Annotated in this window: 17 protein-coding genes; 9 read left to right on the top strand and 8 right to left on the bottom strand. The window is 72.1% G+C overall.

All coding sequences use genetic code 11. The features are described from left to right. The first annotated feature begins 2 nt into the window (after positions 1 to 2). The 5 genes from AC5L35_RS11740 (at position 3) to AC5L35_RS11720 (ending at position 5409) form a co-directional block, all read left to right on the top strand. On the top strand, positions 3 to 1529 hold the full coding sequence (locus tag AC5L35_RS11740; protein ID WP_495059607.1) for a glucose-6-phosphate isomerase: 1527 nt from the start codon (positions 3 to 5) through the stop codon (positions 1527 to 1529). 100 nt (positions 1530 to 1629) lie between these two features. Next, complete coding sequence (gene zwf, locus AC5L35_RS11735; protein WP_495059606.1) at positions 1630 to 3180, top strand: glucose-6-phosphate dehydrogenase; 1551 nt, start codon at positions 1630 to 1632, stop codon at positions 3178 to 3180. Between the two features lie 31 nt (positions 3181 to 3211). Next, the gene (gene opcA / locus AC5L35_RS11730) at positions 3212 to 4177 is read left to right on the top strand and encodes a glucose-6-phosphate dehydrogenase assembly protein OpcA (RefSeq protein ID WP_495059605.1); all 966 of its coding nucleotides are present in this window, start codon (positions 3212 to 3214) and stop codon (positions 4175 to 4177) included. Further along, positions 4177 to 4956 (top strand): 6-phosphogluconolactonase, encoded by a 780-nt coding sequence (pgl, locus tag AC5L35_RS11725; protein WP_495059604.1) that lies wholly within the window; start codon positions 4177 to 4179, stop codon positions 4954 to 4956. The genes opcA and pgl overlap by 1 nt, the downstream gene beginning before the upstream one ends. A 39-nt stretch (positions 4957 to 4995) precedes the next feature. Beyond that, the gene (locus AC5L35_RS11720; protein ID WP_495059603.1) at positions 4996 to 5409 is read left to right on the top strand and encodes a hypothetical protein; all 414 of its coding nucleotides are present in this window, start codon (positions 4996 to 4998) and stop codon (positions 5407 to 5409) included. Between the two features lie 23 nt (positions 5410 to 5432). Here the strand turns inward: AC5L35_RS11720 and AC5L35_RS11715 are convergent, their stop codons facing one another. Then, entirely contained in the window at positions 5433 to 5930 is a 498-nt protein-coding gene (locus AC5L35_RS11715; RefSeq protein ID WP_495059602.1) for an Lrp/AsnC family transcriptional regulator, read from the bottom strand. Between the two features lie 136 nt (positions 5931 to 6066). On the opposite strand from AC5L35_RS11715, the gene AC5L35_RS11710 reads away from it, so the two are divergent. Then, the gene (locus tag AC5L35_RS11710) at positions 6067 to 6480 is read left to right on the top strand and encodes a rhodanese-like domain-containing protein (protein ID WP_495059601.1); all 414 of its coding nucleotides are present in this window, start codon (positions 6067 to 6069) and stop codon (positions 6478 to 6480) included. 185 nt (positions 6481 to 6665) lie between these two features. Next, a complete protein-coding gene (locus AC5L35_RS11705; RefSeq protein ID WP_495059600.1) occupies positions 6666 to 7376 on the top strand; it encodes a hypothetical protein in 711 nt (236 codons plus the stop codon). Between the two features lie 12 nt (positions 7377 to 7388). Here the strand turns inward: AC5L35_RS11705 and AC5L35_RS11700 are convergent, their stop codons facing one another. After that, complete coding sequence (locus tag AC5L35_RS11700) at positions 7389 to 8648, bottom strand: TrpB-like pyridoxal phosphate-dependent enzyme (RefSeq protein ID WP_495059599.1); 1260 nt, start codon at positions 8646 to 8648, stop codon at positions 7389 to 7391. A 122-nt stretch (positions 8649 to 8770) separates the two neighbouring features. Here AC5L35_RS11700 and AC5L35_RS11695 point away from each other — a divergent pair, with 122 nt between their 5' ends. Together AC5L35_RS11695 and AC5L35_RS11690 are read left to right on the top strand one after the other, a co-directional pair. Further along, positions 8771 to 9262: a glutathione peroxidase gene (locus AC5L35_RS11695; protein WP_495059598.1), complete on the top strand. Its 492-nt coding sequence runs from the start codon at positions 8771 to 8773 to the stop codon at positions 9260 to 9262. 60 nt (positions 9263 to 9322) lie between these two features. Then, positions 9323 to 9931, top strand: coding sequence for a hypothetical protein (locus AC5L35_RS11690; RefSeq protein WP_495059597.1), 609 nt, complete (start codon positions 9323 to 9325; stop codon positions 9929 to 9931). A gap of 26 nt (positions 9932 to 9957) precedes the next feature. Here the strand turns inward: AC5L35_RS11690 and AC5L35_RS11685 are convergent, their stop codons facing one another. From AC5L35_RS11685 to AC5L35_RS11660, 6 genes are all read right to left on the bottom strand, one after another. Next, positions 9958 to 10299 carry an RNA polymerase-binding protein RbpA gene (locus tag AC5L35_RS11685; protein ID WP_169399845.1) on the bottom strand — a complete coding sequence of 114 codons (342 nt, stop codon included), beginning with the start codon at positions 10297 to 10299 and terminating at the stop codon, positions 9958 to 9960. 12 nt (positions 10300 to 10311) lie between these two features. Next, positions 10312 to 10548, bottom strand: coding sequence for a preprotein translocase subunit SecG (gene secG / locus AC5L35_RS11680; RefSeq protein ID WP_169399846.1), 237 nt, complete (start codon positions 10546 to 10548; stop codon positions 10312 to 10314). A gap of 205 nt (positions 10549 to 10753) precedes the next feature. After that, entirely contained in the window at positions 10754 to 11566 is an 813-nt protein-coding gene (gene tpiA, locus AC5L35_RS11675; RefSeq protein ID WP_495059596.1) for a triose-phosphate isomerase, read from the bottom strand. After that, positions 11567 to 12772, bottom strand: a complete 1206-nt coding sequence (locus tag AC5L35_RS11670; protein WP_495059595.1) for a phosphoglycerate kinase — start codon at positions 12770 to 12772, stop codon at positions 11567 to 11569. Continuing rightward, complete coding sequence (gene gap / locus AC5L35_RS11665) at positions 12769 to 13782, bottom strand: type I glyceraldehyde-3-phosphate dehydrogenase (protein ID WP_495059594.1); 1014 nt, start codon at positions 13780 to 13782, stop codon at positions 12769 to 12771. Before gap ends, AC5L35_RS11670 begins: the two co-directional genes overlap by 4 nt. A 150-nt stretch (positions 13783 to 13932) precedes the next feature. Further along, positions 13933 to 14847 (bottom strand): alpha/beta fold hydrolase, encoded by a 915-nt coding sequence (locus AC5L35_RS11660; protein WP_495059593.1) that lies wholly within the window; start codon positions 14845 to 14847, stop codon positions 13933 to 13935. Between the last annotated feature and the right edge of the window lie 68 nt (positions 14848 to 14915).

Genomic DNA, 14915 nt, shown 5'->3' with positions numbered 1-14915 from the left:
ACGTGACCGCACGACTGCTGTCGTCCGTTTCGCCGCAGGCCGAGGTGGTCGAGCGGCTCGTCCGTGACGCCGTGGCGTCCCGGATCGCCGAGTGCGACCCCACGCTCTGGCCGCGCGCTGCGCGGCCGGGGTGGGTCGTGGCGCCACGGACGTCGCGGCCGCTGGTGGGCCAGATCGAGGCGTTGCGCGAGCAGTTGCGGGTCGTGGGGCAGGTACGGGTCGTGCTGGCCGCCACCGGAGGTGTCGGGGTGGCCGCCGAGGTGCTCTCCGACGCCGACCCACGGCTGATCGTGCTCGACACCACCGACCCGGCCCAGGTCGCCGACGCACTCGCCGGCGACCTGGCGGCCACGGTGCTCGTCGTGTCCGTACCGCCGGGAGAGGATCCGGCGCCGGTGCAGCTCGTGCGCGACACCGTGCACCGCGCGTTCCGGGCCGACGGGCTCGACCCGGACGAGCACACCATCGTCGTCACCGCCCCCGGCGGCCCGCTGCAGGAGCAGGCGGGCGCAGCCACCGTCGTGCTCGGCCCGTCCGACGTGGACGGGCTGTGGGCGGCGCTCACCGCGTTCGCGCTGGTTCCGGCCGGGCTCGCAGGCGCCGACGTCGGCGCGCTGCTCGCCGACGCCGTCGCGGCCCGCGCCGAGCTGGCCGCCGACGACCCGGCCAACCCGTGCCTGACCCTCGGCGCCCTGCTCGCCGCGGCACCGGTCGTCGCGCTCGCCGAGGACGGTGCGCCCGGCCTCGCCGAGTGGGCCGCCCAGCTCGTCGGGGGTGGCCTGGGCAAGAACGGCCGCGGGCCGCTGCCGGTGGTGGTCGAGGGACCGGACGCCCCGGAGTGGGCCGACCCCGAGTCGGTCCGGCCGGGCACCCTCACCGCGGGCCTCGGCGAGGTACCCGGAGCCGCCGTCACCACCGTCGGAGCGCCCGCCGCCCAGCTGGTGCTGTGGCAGCACGCCACCGCCGTGGCGGCGCATCTGATGGGAGTCGACCCCACCGACCGGCCCGACTCCGACCGCGGCACGGTCGGGCAGAACGGCAGCACCGGCAGCGCCCCCGGCACCGGTGCCCACTTCACCGACGGGGACGTCGACGTCCACGCCGGACCGTGGCTCCCCACGGGCACCAGCACCGTCGCCGAGGCGCTGCGGGCCCTCGTCGGCACCGCGGAGGCAGGTGCCCACCTCACCGTCCACGCCTACCTCGACCGGCTCGACGACGCCTCGGCCGCGGTGCTGCGGCCCGAGCTGACCCGCCGCACCGGACTCCCCACCACCTTCGGCTGGGCACCCCGCTGCCTGCCCGGCGGCGGGCAGCGCGACAAGGGCGGCCCCGCCGACGCCGTCGTCTGCCAGCTCACCGGCGACGCGGAGCCCGACCTGCCCGAGGAGCTCGCCCAGCTCCAGCAGGCACAGGCCCGTGCCGACGCCGACGCGCTCGCCGATCGGGGCCTCCCGGTGCTGCGACTGCACTTCACCGATCGGGTGGCGGGTCTCGTCACACTGGCCAGGGCGGTGCAACAGCTGTAGACCAGGCTGGCACGGCATGAGCCGGCGTCGGCCGACGGCGCAGCGTTCCACCGACACCACCGAATACCGAACTGCCAACATCGAGAACTGGGAGACACCGATGGGAACCCGCACGATCGGGGGCGGCCAGTGGACCAACCCGCTCCGGGATCCGCGCGACAAGCGGCTCCCGCGGATCGCCGGACCGTGCAGCCTGGTGATCTTCGGGGTCACCGGCGACCTCTCCCGCAAGAAGCTCATGCCCGCCATCTACGACCTGGCCAACCGCGGTCTGCTTCCGCCGGGCTTCGCCCTCACGGGCTTCGCGCGCCGTGACTGGGACACGCAGGACTTCGGCCAGATCGTCTACGACGCGGTACGCGAGCACGCCCGCACGCCCTTCCGGCAGACGGTCTGGGACCGGCTCTCCGAGGGCTTCCGGTTCGTGCCGGGCAGCTTCGACGACGACGACGCCTTCGACCAGCTCGAGAAGACCGTCCGCGACCTGGACCGGGTGCGCGGCACGGGCGGCAACCACGCCTTCTACCTCTCCATCCCGCCCAACGCCTTCCCCGTGGTGCTCAAGCAGCTGTCCCGATCCGGGCTCTCCGCCCAGGACGGCGACCAGTGGCGGCGCGTGGTGATCGAGAAGCCGTTCGGGCACGACCTCAAGTCGGCCATCGAGCTGAACGAGATCGTCAACGACGTCTTCCCCGAGGACTCGGTGTTCCGCATCGACCACTACCTCGGCAAGGAGACGGTGCAGAACATCCTGGCGATGCGCTTCGCCAACCAGCTGTTCGAGCCGGTCTGGAACTCCCACTACGTCGACCACGTGCAGATCACCATGGCCGAGGACATCGGCCTGGGTGGCCGCGCGGGCTACTACGACGGAATAGGAGCCGCCCGCGACGTCATCCAGAACCACCTGCTCCAGCTCCTCGCGTTCACCGCGATGGAGGAGCCGACGTCGTTCTCCTCCGACGAGCTGCGCAGCGAGAAGATCAAGGTCCTCAACGCCACGAAGCTCGTCGGCCCGATCGACGAGACCACCGCACACGGGCAGTACACCGGCGGCTGGCAGGGCGGCGAGCTCGTCAAGGGGCTCAAGGAGGAGGAGGGCTTCGACCCGAACTCCAACACCGAGACCTACGCGGCGATCACCTGCGAGATCGACACCCGGCGCTGGGCGGGCGTCCCGTTCTACCTGCGCACCGGCAAGCGGCTCGGCCGCCGCGTCACCGAGATCGCGGTGATCTTCAAGCGTGCCCCGCACCTGCCCTTCGACGCGACGATGACCGAGGAGCTCGGGCAGAACGCGTTCGTCATCCGGGTTCAGCCCGACGAGGGCGTCACGATGCGGTTCGGGTCGAAGGTGCCGGGCAGCCAGATGGAGGTCCGTGACGTCACGATGGACTTCGGCTACGGCACCGCGTTCACCGAGGCCTCCCCGGAGGCCTACGAGCGGCTGATCCTCGACGTACTGCTCGGAGAGCCCTCCCTCTTCCCGGTGAACGAGGAGGTCGAGCGTTCCTGGGAGATCCTCGACCCGGTGATGGAGCACTGGGCCGACGAGGCCAAGGGCCCCGACCCGTACGCCGCAGGCAGCTGGGGCCCGGAGTCGGCCAACGCGATGCTGGCACGCACCGGGCGCACCTGGCGCAGGCCGTGAACTCCGAACGATCCGTACCCGGGAGCTGGACATGATCGTCGACCTGCCGTCGAGCACCACCTCGGCGGTCAACAAGAAGCTCGTCGAGCTGCGCGAGAGCAACGGCGTGCTGGCGCTGGGCCGCGTGCTCACCCTCGTGATACTCACCGACGACGGCAGCGCCATCGAGGGCGCCATCGAGGCCGCGAACGCCGCGAGCCGCGAGCACCCCTGCCGGGTGATCGTGCTCGCCCGTGGTCAGCGCAAGGCCGCACCGCGGCTCGACGCGCAGATCCGCGTGGGCGGTGACGCGGGCGCCAGCGAGGTGATCGTGCTGCGCGGCTACGGCCCGCTGGCCTCCGAGGAAGCCGGCGCAGGCATGGTGATGCCGCTCCTGCTCCCCGACGCGCCCGTCGTGGCGTGGTGGCCGGGCGAGGCCCCGGCCATCCCGTCGCAGGACGCGGTCGGGCGGCTCGCCCAGCGCCGGATCACCGACGCGCTGTCGTCGAAGAACCCACTCAAGGCGTTCGAGCAGCGGCGGGCCCACCACGTGGCGGGCGACACCGACCTCACGTGGACGCGTCTCACGTCGTGGCGCGCGTTGCTCGCCACCGCGCTCGACGCGCCTCCGCACGAGGACGTCACCGGCGCCACTGTCGCGGGGGAGGCCGTGTCGCCCTCCACGGACCTGCTGGCCGGCTGGCTCGCGGTCCGGCTCGACGCGCGGGTCAAGCGGTCCCCGGCCGAGGCCGGCCCCGGGCTGGTGTCGGTGCGGCTGGACCGGCGGTCCGGTCCGGTCGAGCTGCTCCGCCCGGACGGGAAGATCGGGAGCCTGCGCCAGCCCGGCCAACCCGACCGGCTCGTCGCGCTGGCCCGCCGCGAGGTGCGGGACTGCCTCGCCGAGGAGCTGCGCAGGCTCGATCCCGACGAGATCTACGGCGCCGCGCTCACGGGCGTCGGGCGGGTCACCCGGGGCCGGGCGCCGGTCAAGATTCCCGCCGTCACGGCCGGTTCCTGATGACCACGCCCGACATCGCGGTCCACTCGCACACCAACGTGCTCGCCGCGGCGGCCGCGGCGCGGCTGGTGACGCGGCTGGTCGACCTGCAGGCGGCCGGCAACACCCCGAAGATCGTGCTCACCGGCGGCACCACCGGTGTGGCGGTGCTGGGGCAGATCCGGGCCAGCGTGGCACGCGACGCGGTCGACTGGAGCCGCGTCGAGTTCTACTGGGGCGACGAGCGGTTCGTGGCACCCGACGACCCGGAGCGCAACGAGAAGCAGGCCCGCGACGCGCTGCTCGACCACATCCCGGTCGACCCGGCGAAGGTCTTCCCGATGGGTGCCGACACGGGTAGCGGCCCGAGTGGCGCCGAGGCCGCCGCGCAGGAGTACGCCGAGGTGCTGGCCCGCGCGGCCCGGCCGGAGGACCACGGGCCGGTCCCGTCGTTCGACGTGCTGATGCTCGGCATGGGCGAGGAGGGCCACACGGCGTCGGTGTTCCCGCACTCCCCCGCCGTGTACGAGACGGAGCGCTCGGTGGTGGCCGTGCACGGTTGCCCCAAGCCCCCGCCCACCCGCGTCTCGCTCACCCTCCCGGCGATCCGGCGCGCCGCCGAGGTGTGGGTCATGACCACCGGCGAGGCGAAGGCCGCGGCGGTGGCGATGGCGCTCGGTGGTGCGGGCGAGGTCGCGATCCCGGTGGCCGGCGCGCGCGGGCGGCGGCGCACCCTGTTCCTGCTCGACCGCGCCGCCGCGGCGAAGCTCCCCCGGGACCTGGTGCCGCCGATCGGGTGACCGGCGCACGCCGGTTCCCTGTGCACCCCGGAGGTGCCCGTGCTCCACGTGATCGTCGACGGTGCGAACGTCGTGGGCTCGCGACCGGACGGATGGTGGCGCGACCGGCCCGGTGCCGCGCGCAAGCTCGCCGGGAAGCTGTCGGCCGCGCTCACCGCCGGACCGGCCCTGCTGGCCCGGGGGCTGGGACAGGAGGCTGCGGACGAGGACGTGCGCGTGCATCTCGTGCTGGAGGGTGCCGCGGCGCAGGTCGAGGACCTGCCCACGCACCCCCTGCTGGAGGTCCTCCCTGCGCCTGCCGACGGTGACTCGGCGATCGCGGCGCTGGCCGCCGATCTCGCCGCAGAGCCGGTGCTCGTGGTGACGGCCGACCGCGGCCTGCGCGACCGGGTGCGCGCCACCGGCGCGGGAACGGTCGGCCCGGGGATGCTGCTGCGCACGCTGCCCGGCTGACCGCGCTCGGCGGCTACGCCGGCTCAGGCCTTGCGGCGCGTCGCACGCGTGGTGGCGGCGTTGTTGCCCGCCGCGGTCCCCACCACGGATCGGCGCGGCAGAGGGCTGGAGTACACGACGCTCGTGGTCACGGCACCGAGGGCGGAGATGCGCCCGGTGACCTCCTCGAGGTGACGCATCGACCGGCTGAGGACCGTCAGCACGAAGCAGTCCTCGCCCGTGACGTGGTGGGCTTCGGTGATCTCCGGGGTGGTGGCGAGCAGATCCCGGAACGGCTTGTAGTTCCCGTGCGGGTAGCGCAGCCGCACCAGCCCCGTGATCGGCAGCCCGAGCTTCTCCGGGTTCACCTCTGCGGTGTAGCCGGTGATCACCCCGGACTCCTCCAGCCTGCGCACCCGTTCGGTGACGGCACTGGCCGAGAGCCCCACGAGCCGGCCCAGGTCGGCATAGCTCGCCCGGCCGTCACGCTGCAGCGCTTCCAGCACGCGCCAGTCCACCTCGTCGAGGGATTCCACGGCCACCCGGCGAATCTACCGTCCGTTTCGTCCGGAGAACCCGTAGGGGTCGAATTCGATGCCGGGGAAAAACCGGTGAATCCCATCCTTGACCGGGGTTCGCCCATTCCGCCGGGGGTGCGCGGTGCCTACCGTCGCGGCCATGAGCATCGATCATGTGGCGTTCTTCACCGCCCGCCTGACGTTCCAGACCGACGTGGCCGACGTGCGGGCCGCGCTCGCCACGGGTAACCCCGGCTTCGTGCTCGTCGATTCCCGGAGTGCTGCCGCGTGGGACCAGGGGCGGATCCCGGGCGCCGTGCACCTGCCCACCGACGTCGTACCGGAGCGGGCGGCCCGGCTGCTCGATCCGGCCGTGCCGGTGGTGACCTACTGCTGGGGCCCCGGCTGCAACGGCGCCACGCGGGCGGCGCTCGCCTTCGCCCACCTCGGGTACCGGGTGCGGGAGATGATCGGCGGGATCGAGTACTGGGTCCGGGAGGGCTTCCCGGTCCTCACGGACACCGGCACGACCACCGGTGCACCCGACCCGTTGACCGTGCCCTGCGGTTGCTGATCGGAGCCGCTGCCGGTGGCTGCCCGAACGGCCGGTGGACCTTGCCCTGGCGTCCCTTTCCTCTGCGGCGCGCCAGACGTAGACAACTCTGAGAGCAATGACTTCGTGGAGGCCCGGCTGTGCATGCGCACCATCACGACGACAGGCTTCCCACCGGACGGTCCGTACCCGCAACCCGGACGCCGGTGCCCACCACGCCCGTGACAGGGCTGCGGGCCCTGCAGCGCAGCGCCGGCAACGCTGCCATGTGCCGCTGGATCGGCGAGACGCGGAACCCCACGACGGTCCAGCGAAACTACGACTGGAAGAACACTCCGACCAAGAAGGCACTGAAGGCCCAGAAGACGGTGGCGCCGAACGACCCGTTCATCCACTCCCTGCACCACATCGTGCCCCAGTCGATGCTGGAGGACTTCGCTCACCTGCTCCATCCGGCACAGATGGTGCGGGTCATCAACGCTCTTCGCCCCCACGCTCCGACGGCGATCACCATGCCGACCGGGTCCTACACGCAGGCCGGTGTGCCGGCCGACGCCGTGGCGAAGGCGCTGAAGAACCTCCCTGCCAACTTCGTACTCGGTCCCAACCCGAGAGCCAGAGCGGACGACCCCGGCGCGCAGCCGGATTACAACTACGCGGACGACGGGTCGATCACGCCACGGTCCGAAGAGCTGGAGAGGGTGTACGAGTTCATCAGCTCCAGGATCGCGAGTGGCGCACAGGTGCCCACGACGGAGCTGGTCGACAAGTTCATCACCCCGCTCGTCACCGCGTCCCAGCTGCACAACGCCGGCGCCCAGAACGGTGCGATCGACCCGAACCGCGCCACCTGGTCAGGCGATCCGGCACGGGCGAACGCCCGGCGCACCGCTCCTCCCGGGTCCCTCCTGGACTGAGAGCCCGGTGCGTCACCCGTGCTCCTCCAGCAGCCTGCCGCCCAGGTGGTCGTCGTAGGCCGACAGGTCCAGGAAGCCGTGGCCGGAGTAGTTGAAGAGGATCACCCGCTCCTCGCCCGTCGCCTTCGCGGCGAGCGCCTCGTCGATCGTGGCCCGGATGGCGTGCGCGCACTCCGGGGCGGCGATGCGGCCCTCGACCTTGGCGAACTGCACCGCGGCGTCGAACACCCGCCCCTGCGGGTGGGCGACCGCCTCCATGCGGCCGTCGCGGACCAGCGCGGAGATCAGCGGAGAGTTGCCGTGGTAGCGCAACCCCCCTGCGTGGATGGACGGCGGCACGAAGTCGTGGCCCAGCGTGTACATCGGCAGCAGCGGGGTGAGGCCCGCCGTGTCACCGAAGTCGTAGTCGAACGTCCCCTTCGTGAGCGTCGGGCACGACATCGGCTCGACGGCCAGCAGCCGCACGCCGGCGTCGGGCACGAACGGGAACGCGATGCCACCGAGGTTCGACCCTCCCCCGCAGGAGGCGATGACCACGTCGGGCAGCCGCTCCCCCGCGAGCTCCAGCTGCTCCTTCGCCTCCAGACCGATCACCGTCTGGTGCAGGAGCACGTGGTTGAGCACCGAGCCCAGCGCGTAGTGCGTGTCGGCACGGCCGGCACAGTCGCGCACCGCGTCGGAGATCGCGGCACCGAGCGAGCCGGGATGGTCCGGGGCGTCCACCGGCGACGGGACGACGGAGCCACCCCACGTCTGCATGGCGACCCGCCGGTAGGGCTTCTGGTCGTAGGACGCCCGCACCATGTAGACCTGCAGGTCCAGGTCGAACTGGGCGCAGGCGAACGCGAGCGCAGTGCCCCACTGACCGGCGCCGGTCTCCGTGGTGAGCCGGGTGATGCCCTCCCGGGCGTTGTAGAACGCCTGCGGGACGGCGGTGTTCGGCTTGTGGCTCCCGGCGGGCGACACCGACTCGTCCTTGTAGTAGATCCGCGCCGGGGTGCCCAGCGCCCTCTCCAGGCGCACGGCGCGGTGCAGTGGCGTCGGCCGCCACAGCCGGAGGATGTCGAGCACCTCCCCCGGCACGTCGATCCAGGGCTCTGCCGACACCTCCTGACCGATCAGCGCCATCGGGAACAGCGGGGCGAGATCGTCCGGACCGACCGGCTCGCGCGTGCCGGGGTGCAAGGGGGGCTGCGGCGGTTTCGGGAGGTGTGGGACCACGTTGAACCAGGCGTCCGGAATGCGGTCGGGGGGCAGCGTCCACCGGGTCATGCCCGTCGAGGCTAGTGGGGTGGCCGACGACGATGCCGGACCGTTCGAGTGATCGGCACGACGGCGCAACAGCGACGAGCGCCACCACCCGATGAGATCACCGGGCTCGTAGGCTGGGGATCATGTCTCTGCTCGACACACCGGTCGACGCGCTCGCCGGCGGCCCCCTCGACCTCGACGCCCTGCGCGGCCGCGCGGTGCTCGTGGTCAACGTCGCCTCGCGGTGCGGGATGACGCCCCAGTACAGCGAGCTCGAAGAGCTGCAGCGCCGCTACAGCGACCGGGGCTTCACGGTGCTCGGCGTGCCTTGCAACCAGTTCGGCGGGCAGGAGCCGGGCACCGCGGAGGAGATCAGCACGTTCTGCTCCACCACCTACGGCGTCACGTTCCCGCTCACGGAGAAGGTCGAGGTCAACGGGCCGGGCCGGCACCCGCTCTACCGCGAGCTCACCGCCACCCCCGATGCCGACGGCACCGCGGGCGACGTGCAGTGGAACTTCGAGAAGTTCCTCGTCGGGGCCGATGGCACCGTGCTGAGCCGCTTCCGGTCGCGGACCGCCCCCGCCTCCCCCGAGGTCGTCGCGGCCATCGAGGCGGCGCTGCCGCAGAGCTGACGCGGGCGGCATGGGAAGGTTCGGGGCGTGGGGGACGACCGACGGGAGAGATGGTCAGCGGTGACCATCTCCCGCACCATGGCCATGTTGACCGGGGCGCTGACGGGCGCGCTGGCCGGCGCCGCGCTGCTCGGGGGGTGCTCTCTCGGAGCCGACCCGGGCCGGTCCGGGTCCGCGGCGCCACCGCCCCCGCCACCACCCGCCCCGCCGGCCGCGTGTGTGCTCGACACCGCGACCCTGGCCACCGCCACGGGCCTCACCTGGACGCCCGACGCGACCACGGCGAGCGACACCCGGTGCGTGTACGACCCGACCGCCGGCGTCCCTGCCTCCGGTGGTCCGGCCTCGGGCGCCCCGGCCGCCGGCACCACCGCGGCACGCGACGATCCGGACGGCCCCGCTTTCCTGGCCGTCGATGTCGCGCCGACCGGCGAGAAGGCGGCCGACGCCGTGCTCGACACGGTGGCTGCGGCGTGCACGGCGACGTCACGCACGGAGGTGCCCACCGCCGGCGACGGGTTCGTCTGCCGGTTCGAGGGCGGAAGTGTGTTGGCCGCCGCGGTGCGCGACGACCGGCTCGTCACCGTGGCGGCCTCGGCGGTGCCGTCCGGCACCACTGCGGCTCAGCTCGTGACGGCATTGCGCGAGCAGATCGGGGCCCTCCGGTAACCGGAGGGCCCCGATGCCGCTAGCTGCTACAGCTCGCGGGAGGCCCGCAGCCTGCCGAGCGCCTCTTCGAGGATCGCGGCCCCGTCGGCGTCGCTGCGCCGCTCCTTGACGTAGGCGAGATGCGTCTTGTACGGCTCCGTGCGCGGCGGAGCCGGCGGGTTCTCGCCGTCGCGTCCGGCGGGAAGACCGCAGCGCGGGCAGTCCCAGGAGTCCGGGATGTCGGCTTCGGAGGCGAAGGACGGGGTGGTGATGTGCCCGTTCGAGCAGAAGTACGAGATGCGCGATCGCGGCGCCGTCTCGCCCCGCTCCGACTCACCCATCGGACCGGCACCCACACGGGTGCCCCGGATCGCGTTGCCGCCAGCCATGGCCATACCTCCTCAGACCCCGAGCTTCACGAGCAGACCGGTACCGATGATGGCGATCACCCAGATCGCGCCCGTGAACAGGGTGAGCCGGTCGAGGTTCTTCTCGACCACGCTCGACCCCGAGAGGCTGGACTGCACGCCTCCACCGAACAGGCTCGACAGACCACCTCCGCGACCCCGGTGGAGCAGGATCAACAACACCAGCACCACGCTGGAGATGATCAGTACGATCTGCAGGGCGAGTTGCATCCCATCCTCATTCTGTCGGGCGGACGACCTGTGTTGGCGCGTCCCACCGCTGGCGAACCCGAGGGTACCCGGGTCTGATCCGTAGTTTGTCGCGGGTCACACCCGCCCCATACCTCGCAGGAGCGACCGACCGCCCACCGACGGCAATCGACCGATCGCCGTCGGTCAGGTCATCACGCGAGCCGGACCGCTCCCGCAGCCGAGATCACGGCAGCGGGCCGCCCGCTGCGATCGCGCACAGCTGCGCGAACTCGTCGGCGTCCAGGCTCGCGCCTCCCACCAGCGCACCGTCCACGTCACGTCCGGCCATGATCTCGCCGACGTTCTTCGCCTTGACGGAGCCGCCGTACAGCACCCGCACGCTCGCCGCGATGGCCTGGCCGTACTTCGCCGCCACCGCCTCGCGGATGGCCGTGCAGACCTCCTGCGCGTCGGCAGCGCTCGCGACGCGGCCGGTGCCGATCGCCCACACCGGCTCATAGGCGATCACGAGCGACTGGGCGTGCTGGCTCTGCACCTTCTCCAGCGCTGCCGTGACCTGCTGGGTGCAGTAGGCGACGTGCTCCCCCGCCTCGCGGACCACGAGCCCCTCTCCCACACACAGGATCGGGACGATCCCGTGCCGGATCGCGGCGTGCAGCTTGGCGTTGACGAGCGCGTCGTCCTCACCGTGGATCTCCCGGCGCTCGGAGTGCCCGACCACGACGTAGCTGCAGCCGAGCTTCGCGAGCATCGCCCCGGACACGTCACCGGTGTAGGCACCCGAGTCGTGCGGGGAGAGGTCCTGGGCGCCGTGCACCATCAGCAGCTTGTCGCCGTCGATGAGGGTCTGGACGCTGCGGATGTCGGTGAACGGCGGCAGCACCACCACTTCGACCTTGTCGTAGTACTTCTCCGGCAGCGCGAAAGCGAGCTTCTGAACCACCGCGAGAGCCTCGAGGTGGTTGCAGTTCATCTTCCAGTTGCCGGCGATGAGCGGCCTGCGCGGGGCAGGACGCTCGTCGGTGCCCGATGCCATCTACTGCTCCAGAACCGCGAGGCCGGGGAGGGACTTGCCCTCCAGGTACTCCAGCGACGCGCCGCCGCCGGTCGAGATGTGGGAGAACCCGTCCTCCGGCAGCCCCAGCGCCCGCACCGCGGCCGCGGAGTCGCCGCCGCCCACCACGCTGAACGCCCCGTCGCCTGCCGTCGCGTCGACGATCGCCTGTGCCACCCCTCGGGTGCCCTCGGCGAAGGGCGCGAGCTCGAACACGCCCATCGGGCCGTTCCAGAACACCGTGGCCGCACCGTCGAGCACCTCACGGAACGCGGTGACCGAGTCGGGGCCGATGTCGAGCCCCTTCCAGCCGTCCGGGATGGCATCGACGGCGACCGTGCGCGTGGTCGCCTCGGCCGAGAAGTCGTCGGCCACCACCACGTCCGTCGGCAGGACGATCTTGCCCGACTCGAGGAGCTTGCGGCACGTCCCGATCTGGTCGCGCTCCAGGAGCGAGTCGCCGACGCCGTACCCGTTGGCGGCCAGGAACGTGTAGCACATCCCGCCCCCGACGAGCAGCGCGTCGACCTTCGGCAGCAACGCCTCGATCACCGCGAGCTTGTCGGAGACCTTCGAGCCCCCGAGCACCACCACGTAGGGCCGCTTCGGCGTCTCGGTGAGCCTGCGCAGCACCTCGACCTCGGCGAGCACGAGATCGCCCGCGTAGGACGGGAGGTCGCGGGCCACGTCGTACACCGACGCCTGCTTGCGGTGCACCACGCCGAACCCGTCGGAGACGAACACGCCTTCGGGGCCGGCCAGCGCCGCGAGCTCACGCGCGAGCGACGCCCGCTCGTCGTCGTTCTTCGACGTCTCGCGCGAGTCGAACCGGATGTTCTCCAGCAGCGCGACGCCGCCCTCCGGGAGCGCGTCGACCGTGAACGTGGCCTCGTCGCCGAGGTCGGCCAGCGGCACCTGCATGCCGAGGAGCTCGCCGAGCCGTTCGGCGACGGGTCCCAGCGAGAGCGCCGGGTCGGGCCCGCCCTTCGGCCGCCCGAGGTGCGCGACGACCACGATCCGGGTGCCGGTCTCGCTCAGCCGCGCCAACGTGGGCACCGAGGCCCGGATCCGGCCGTCGTCGGTGATCCTCGAACCGTCGAGGGGCACGTTCAGGTCGGCACGGACGAGCACGCGCCTGCCGAACAGGTCCTCGTTCAACGAGGCGACGAGGTCGTCCAGGGTCTTCACAGCTTCGACGCCACCAGCGCGGTGATGTCGGCGAGACGGTTGGAGTAGCCCCACTCGTTGTCGTACCAGCCGACGACCTTGACCTGGTTGCCGATCACCTTGGTGAGGCCCGAGTCGAAGATGCAGGACGCCGGGTCGGTGACGATGTCCGAGGAGACGATCGGCGCGTCGGTGTAGGAGAGGATGCCCTTGAGCGGGCCCTCGGCCGCCGCCTTGTAAGCCGCGTTGATCTCCTCGACCGACGCTTCCTTCCGCACCTCCACCGTGAGGTCGGTGGCCGAGCCCGTGGGGATCGGCACGCGCAGCGCGAACCCGTCGAGCTTGCCCTTGAGGTGCGGCAGCACCAGGCCGATCGCCTTGGCGGCGCCGGTGGAGGTGGGCACGATGTTGATCGCGGCGGCACGGGCGCGGCGCAGGTCCTTGTGCGGGCCGTCCTGCAGGTTCTGGTCCTGCGTGTACGCGTGGATCGTGGTCATCAGACCCTTCTCGATCCCCAGCAGGTCGTCGAGCACCTTGGCCAGCGGCGCGAGGCAGTTGGTGGTGCAGGACGCGTTGGACACGATCGACTGCGACCCGTCGTAGGCGCCGTCGTTCACGCCCTTGACCACGGTGAGGTCCTCACCGGTGGCCGGCGCGGAGATGACGACCTTCTTGGCGCCGGCGTCGAGGTGCTTTGCCGCGACCTCGCGCTTGGTGAACAGGCCCGTCGACTCGATCACCACGTCGACGCCGAGGTCCTTCCACGGCAGCTCCGCGGGGTCGCGCACGGCGAGCCCCTTGAAGCCCTTGCCGTCGACGATGATCTCGTCGTCGGTGGAGGACACGTCGTAGGGCAGCCGGCCCAGGATCGAGTCGTACTTGAGCAGGTGCGCCAGCGTGGCGTTGTCGGTGATGTCGTTGACCGCCACGATCTCGATCTCGCTGGTACCGGCGGCGCGCTGTGCGTCGACGGCTCGCCAGAAGTTGCGGCCGATCCGACCGAATCCGTTCACGCCTACCCGCACAGTCATGTGCGCGCCTCCCTCTCTGATGCCTGCTCGACCAGCCATAACTCTAGTGCCGCGGAAACGAGGCCGACTCACCCGCCTCCGGGCGAGGAACCTCGTTTCCACGACAGTAGCGCCCGAATTCCGCACGAGCGGGGCCAGGGCTGGATCGATTCACCGGTTTCGGCCCTCGACCCGGGGCTCCGCGCGGTCGGCGACGGCCCGCACCTCCCGAGCCACCCGCGGCCACACCGCGCTCGGCAGGTCGTGCCCGACCCCCGGGAGCACCACGAGCGTCGCGCCGCGGATCGCCCGCGCGGCGGCCCGCCCGGCGGCGGGGCGGACGATCTGGTCGTCCGTGCCGCACAGCACGAGGGCGGGGACCCGCAGGTCAGCCGGTCGACCGCCGCTCCACCTCACCCCGATCTGGCGGCTCTGGGCGCGGTTGTCGCGGATCCCGCTGACGCCGCAGACCGAGAGCTCGCGTTCGGCCATCGCCCGCGCGGCCGGCTCGTCGAAGGGGTAGCCGGGCGAGGCGATCGCCCTGGCCAGTGCCACCCCGGCGGCGACGTCCCCGTCGTGCCCCTCGGGGAACCGCATCCGGGCCACCCGGAACACGGTGCCGAACCGCAGGTACCGCAGCATCCGCAGCCGGCCGGCGTCGCTCGGCAGCGCGCCCGAGCTGGTGAGGCTGCGGACCCGGGCGGGATGACGCAAGGCGATCCGCTGCGCCAGCAGGCCACCCATCGAATGGCCGAACAGGTGCGCGGAGTCCCAGCCGAGGGCGTCCAGCACCGCGACGGCGTCGTCGGTCATGTCCTCCGACGAGTAGACCGGGCGCCCGCCGCCTGCCAGCGCCACGAACGGGTTGCGGGCCGAGGTCTCCGGCAGCCTGGTGGACTCCCCCGCGTCACGTTGGTCGTAGGCCACGACGTGGAAGCCCTCCCCCACCAGCGCGTCGGCAAAGCCCGGCGGCCACCAGAACCGGGACACGCCGAGCCCCGAGACCAGCAGCAGCGGGTCACCGCCCGCGCCGCCGAGATCCTCGTACGCGATCTCGACGTCGCCGTTGCGCGCGAACCTCGCCACGTCACCACCCCTCCTCTGCGAACACTGTGTCCAGAGGAAGGTAAGGGACCGCGAACGCCGTTCGCAAT

The organism is Pseudonocardia sp. OZ21 (assembly GCF_059359135.1).
The sequence above is the reverse complement of the archived record's forward strand: the minus strand, read 5'-3'. Positions and strand labels throughout refer to the sequence as shown.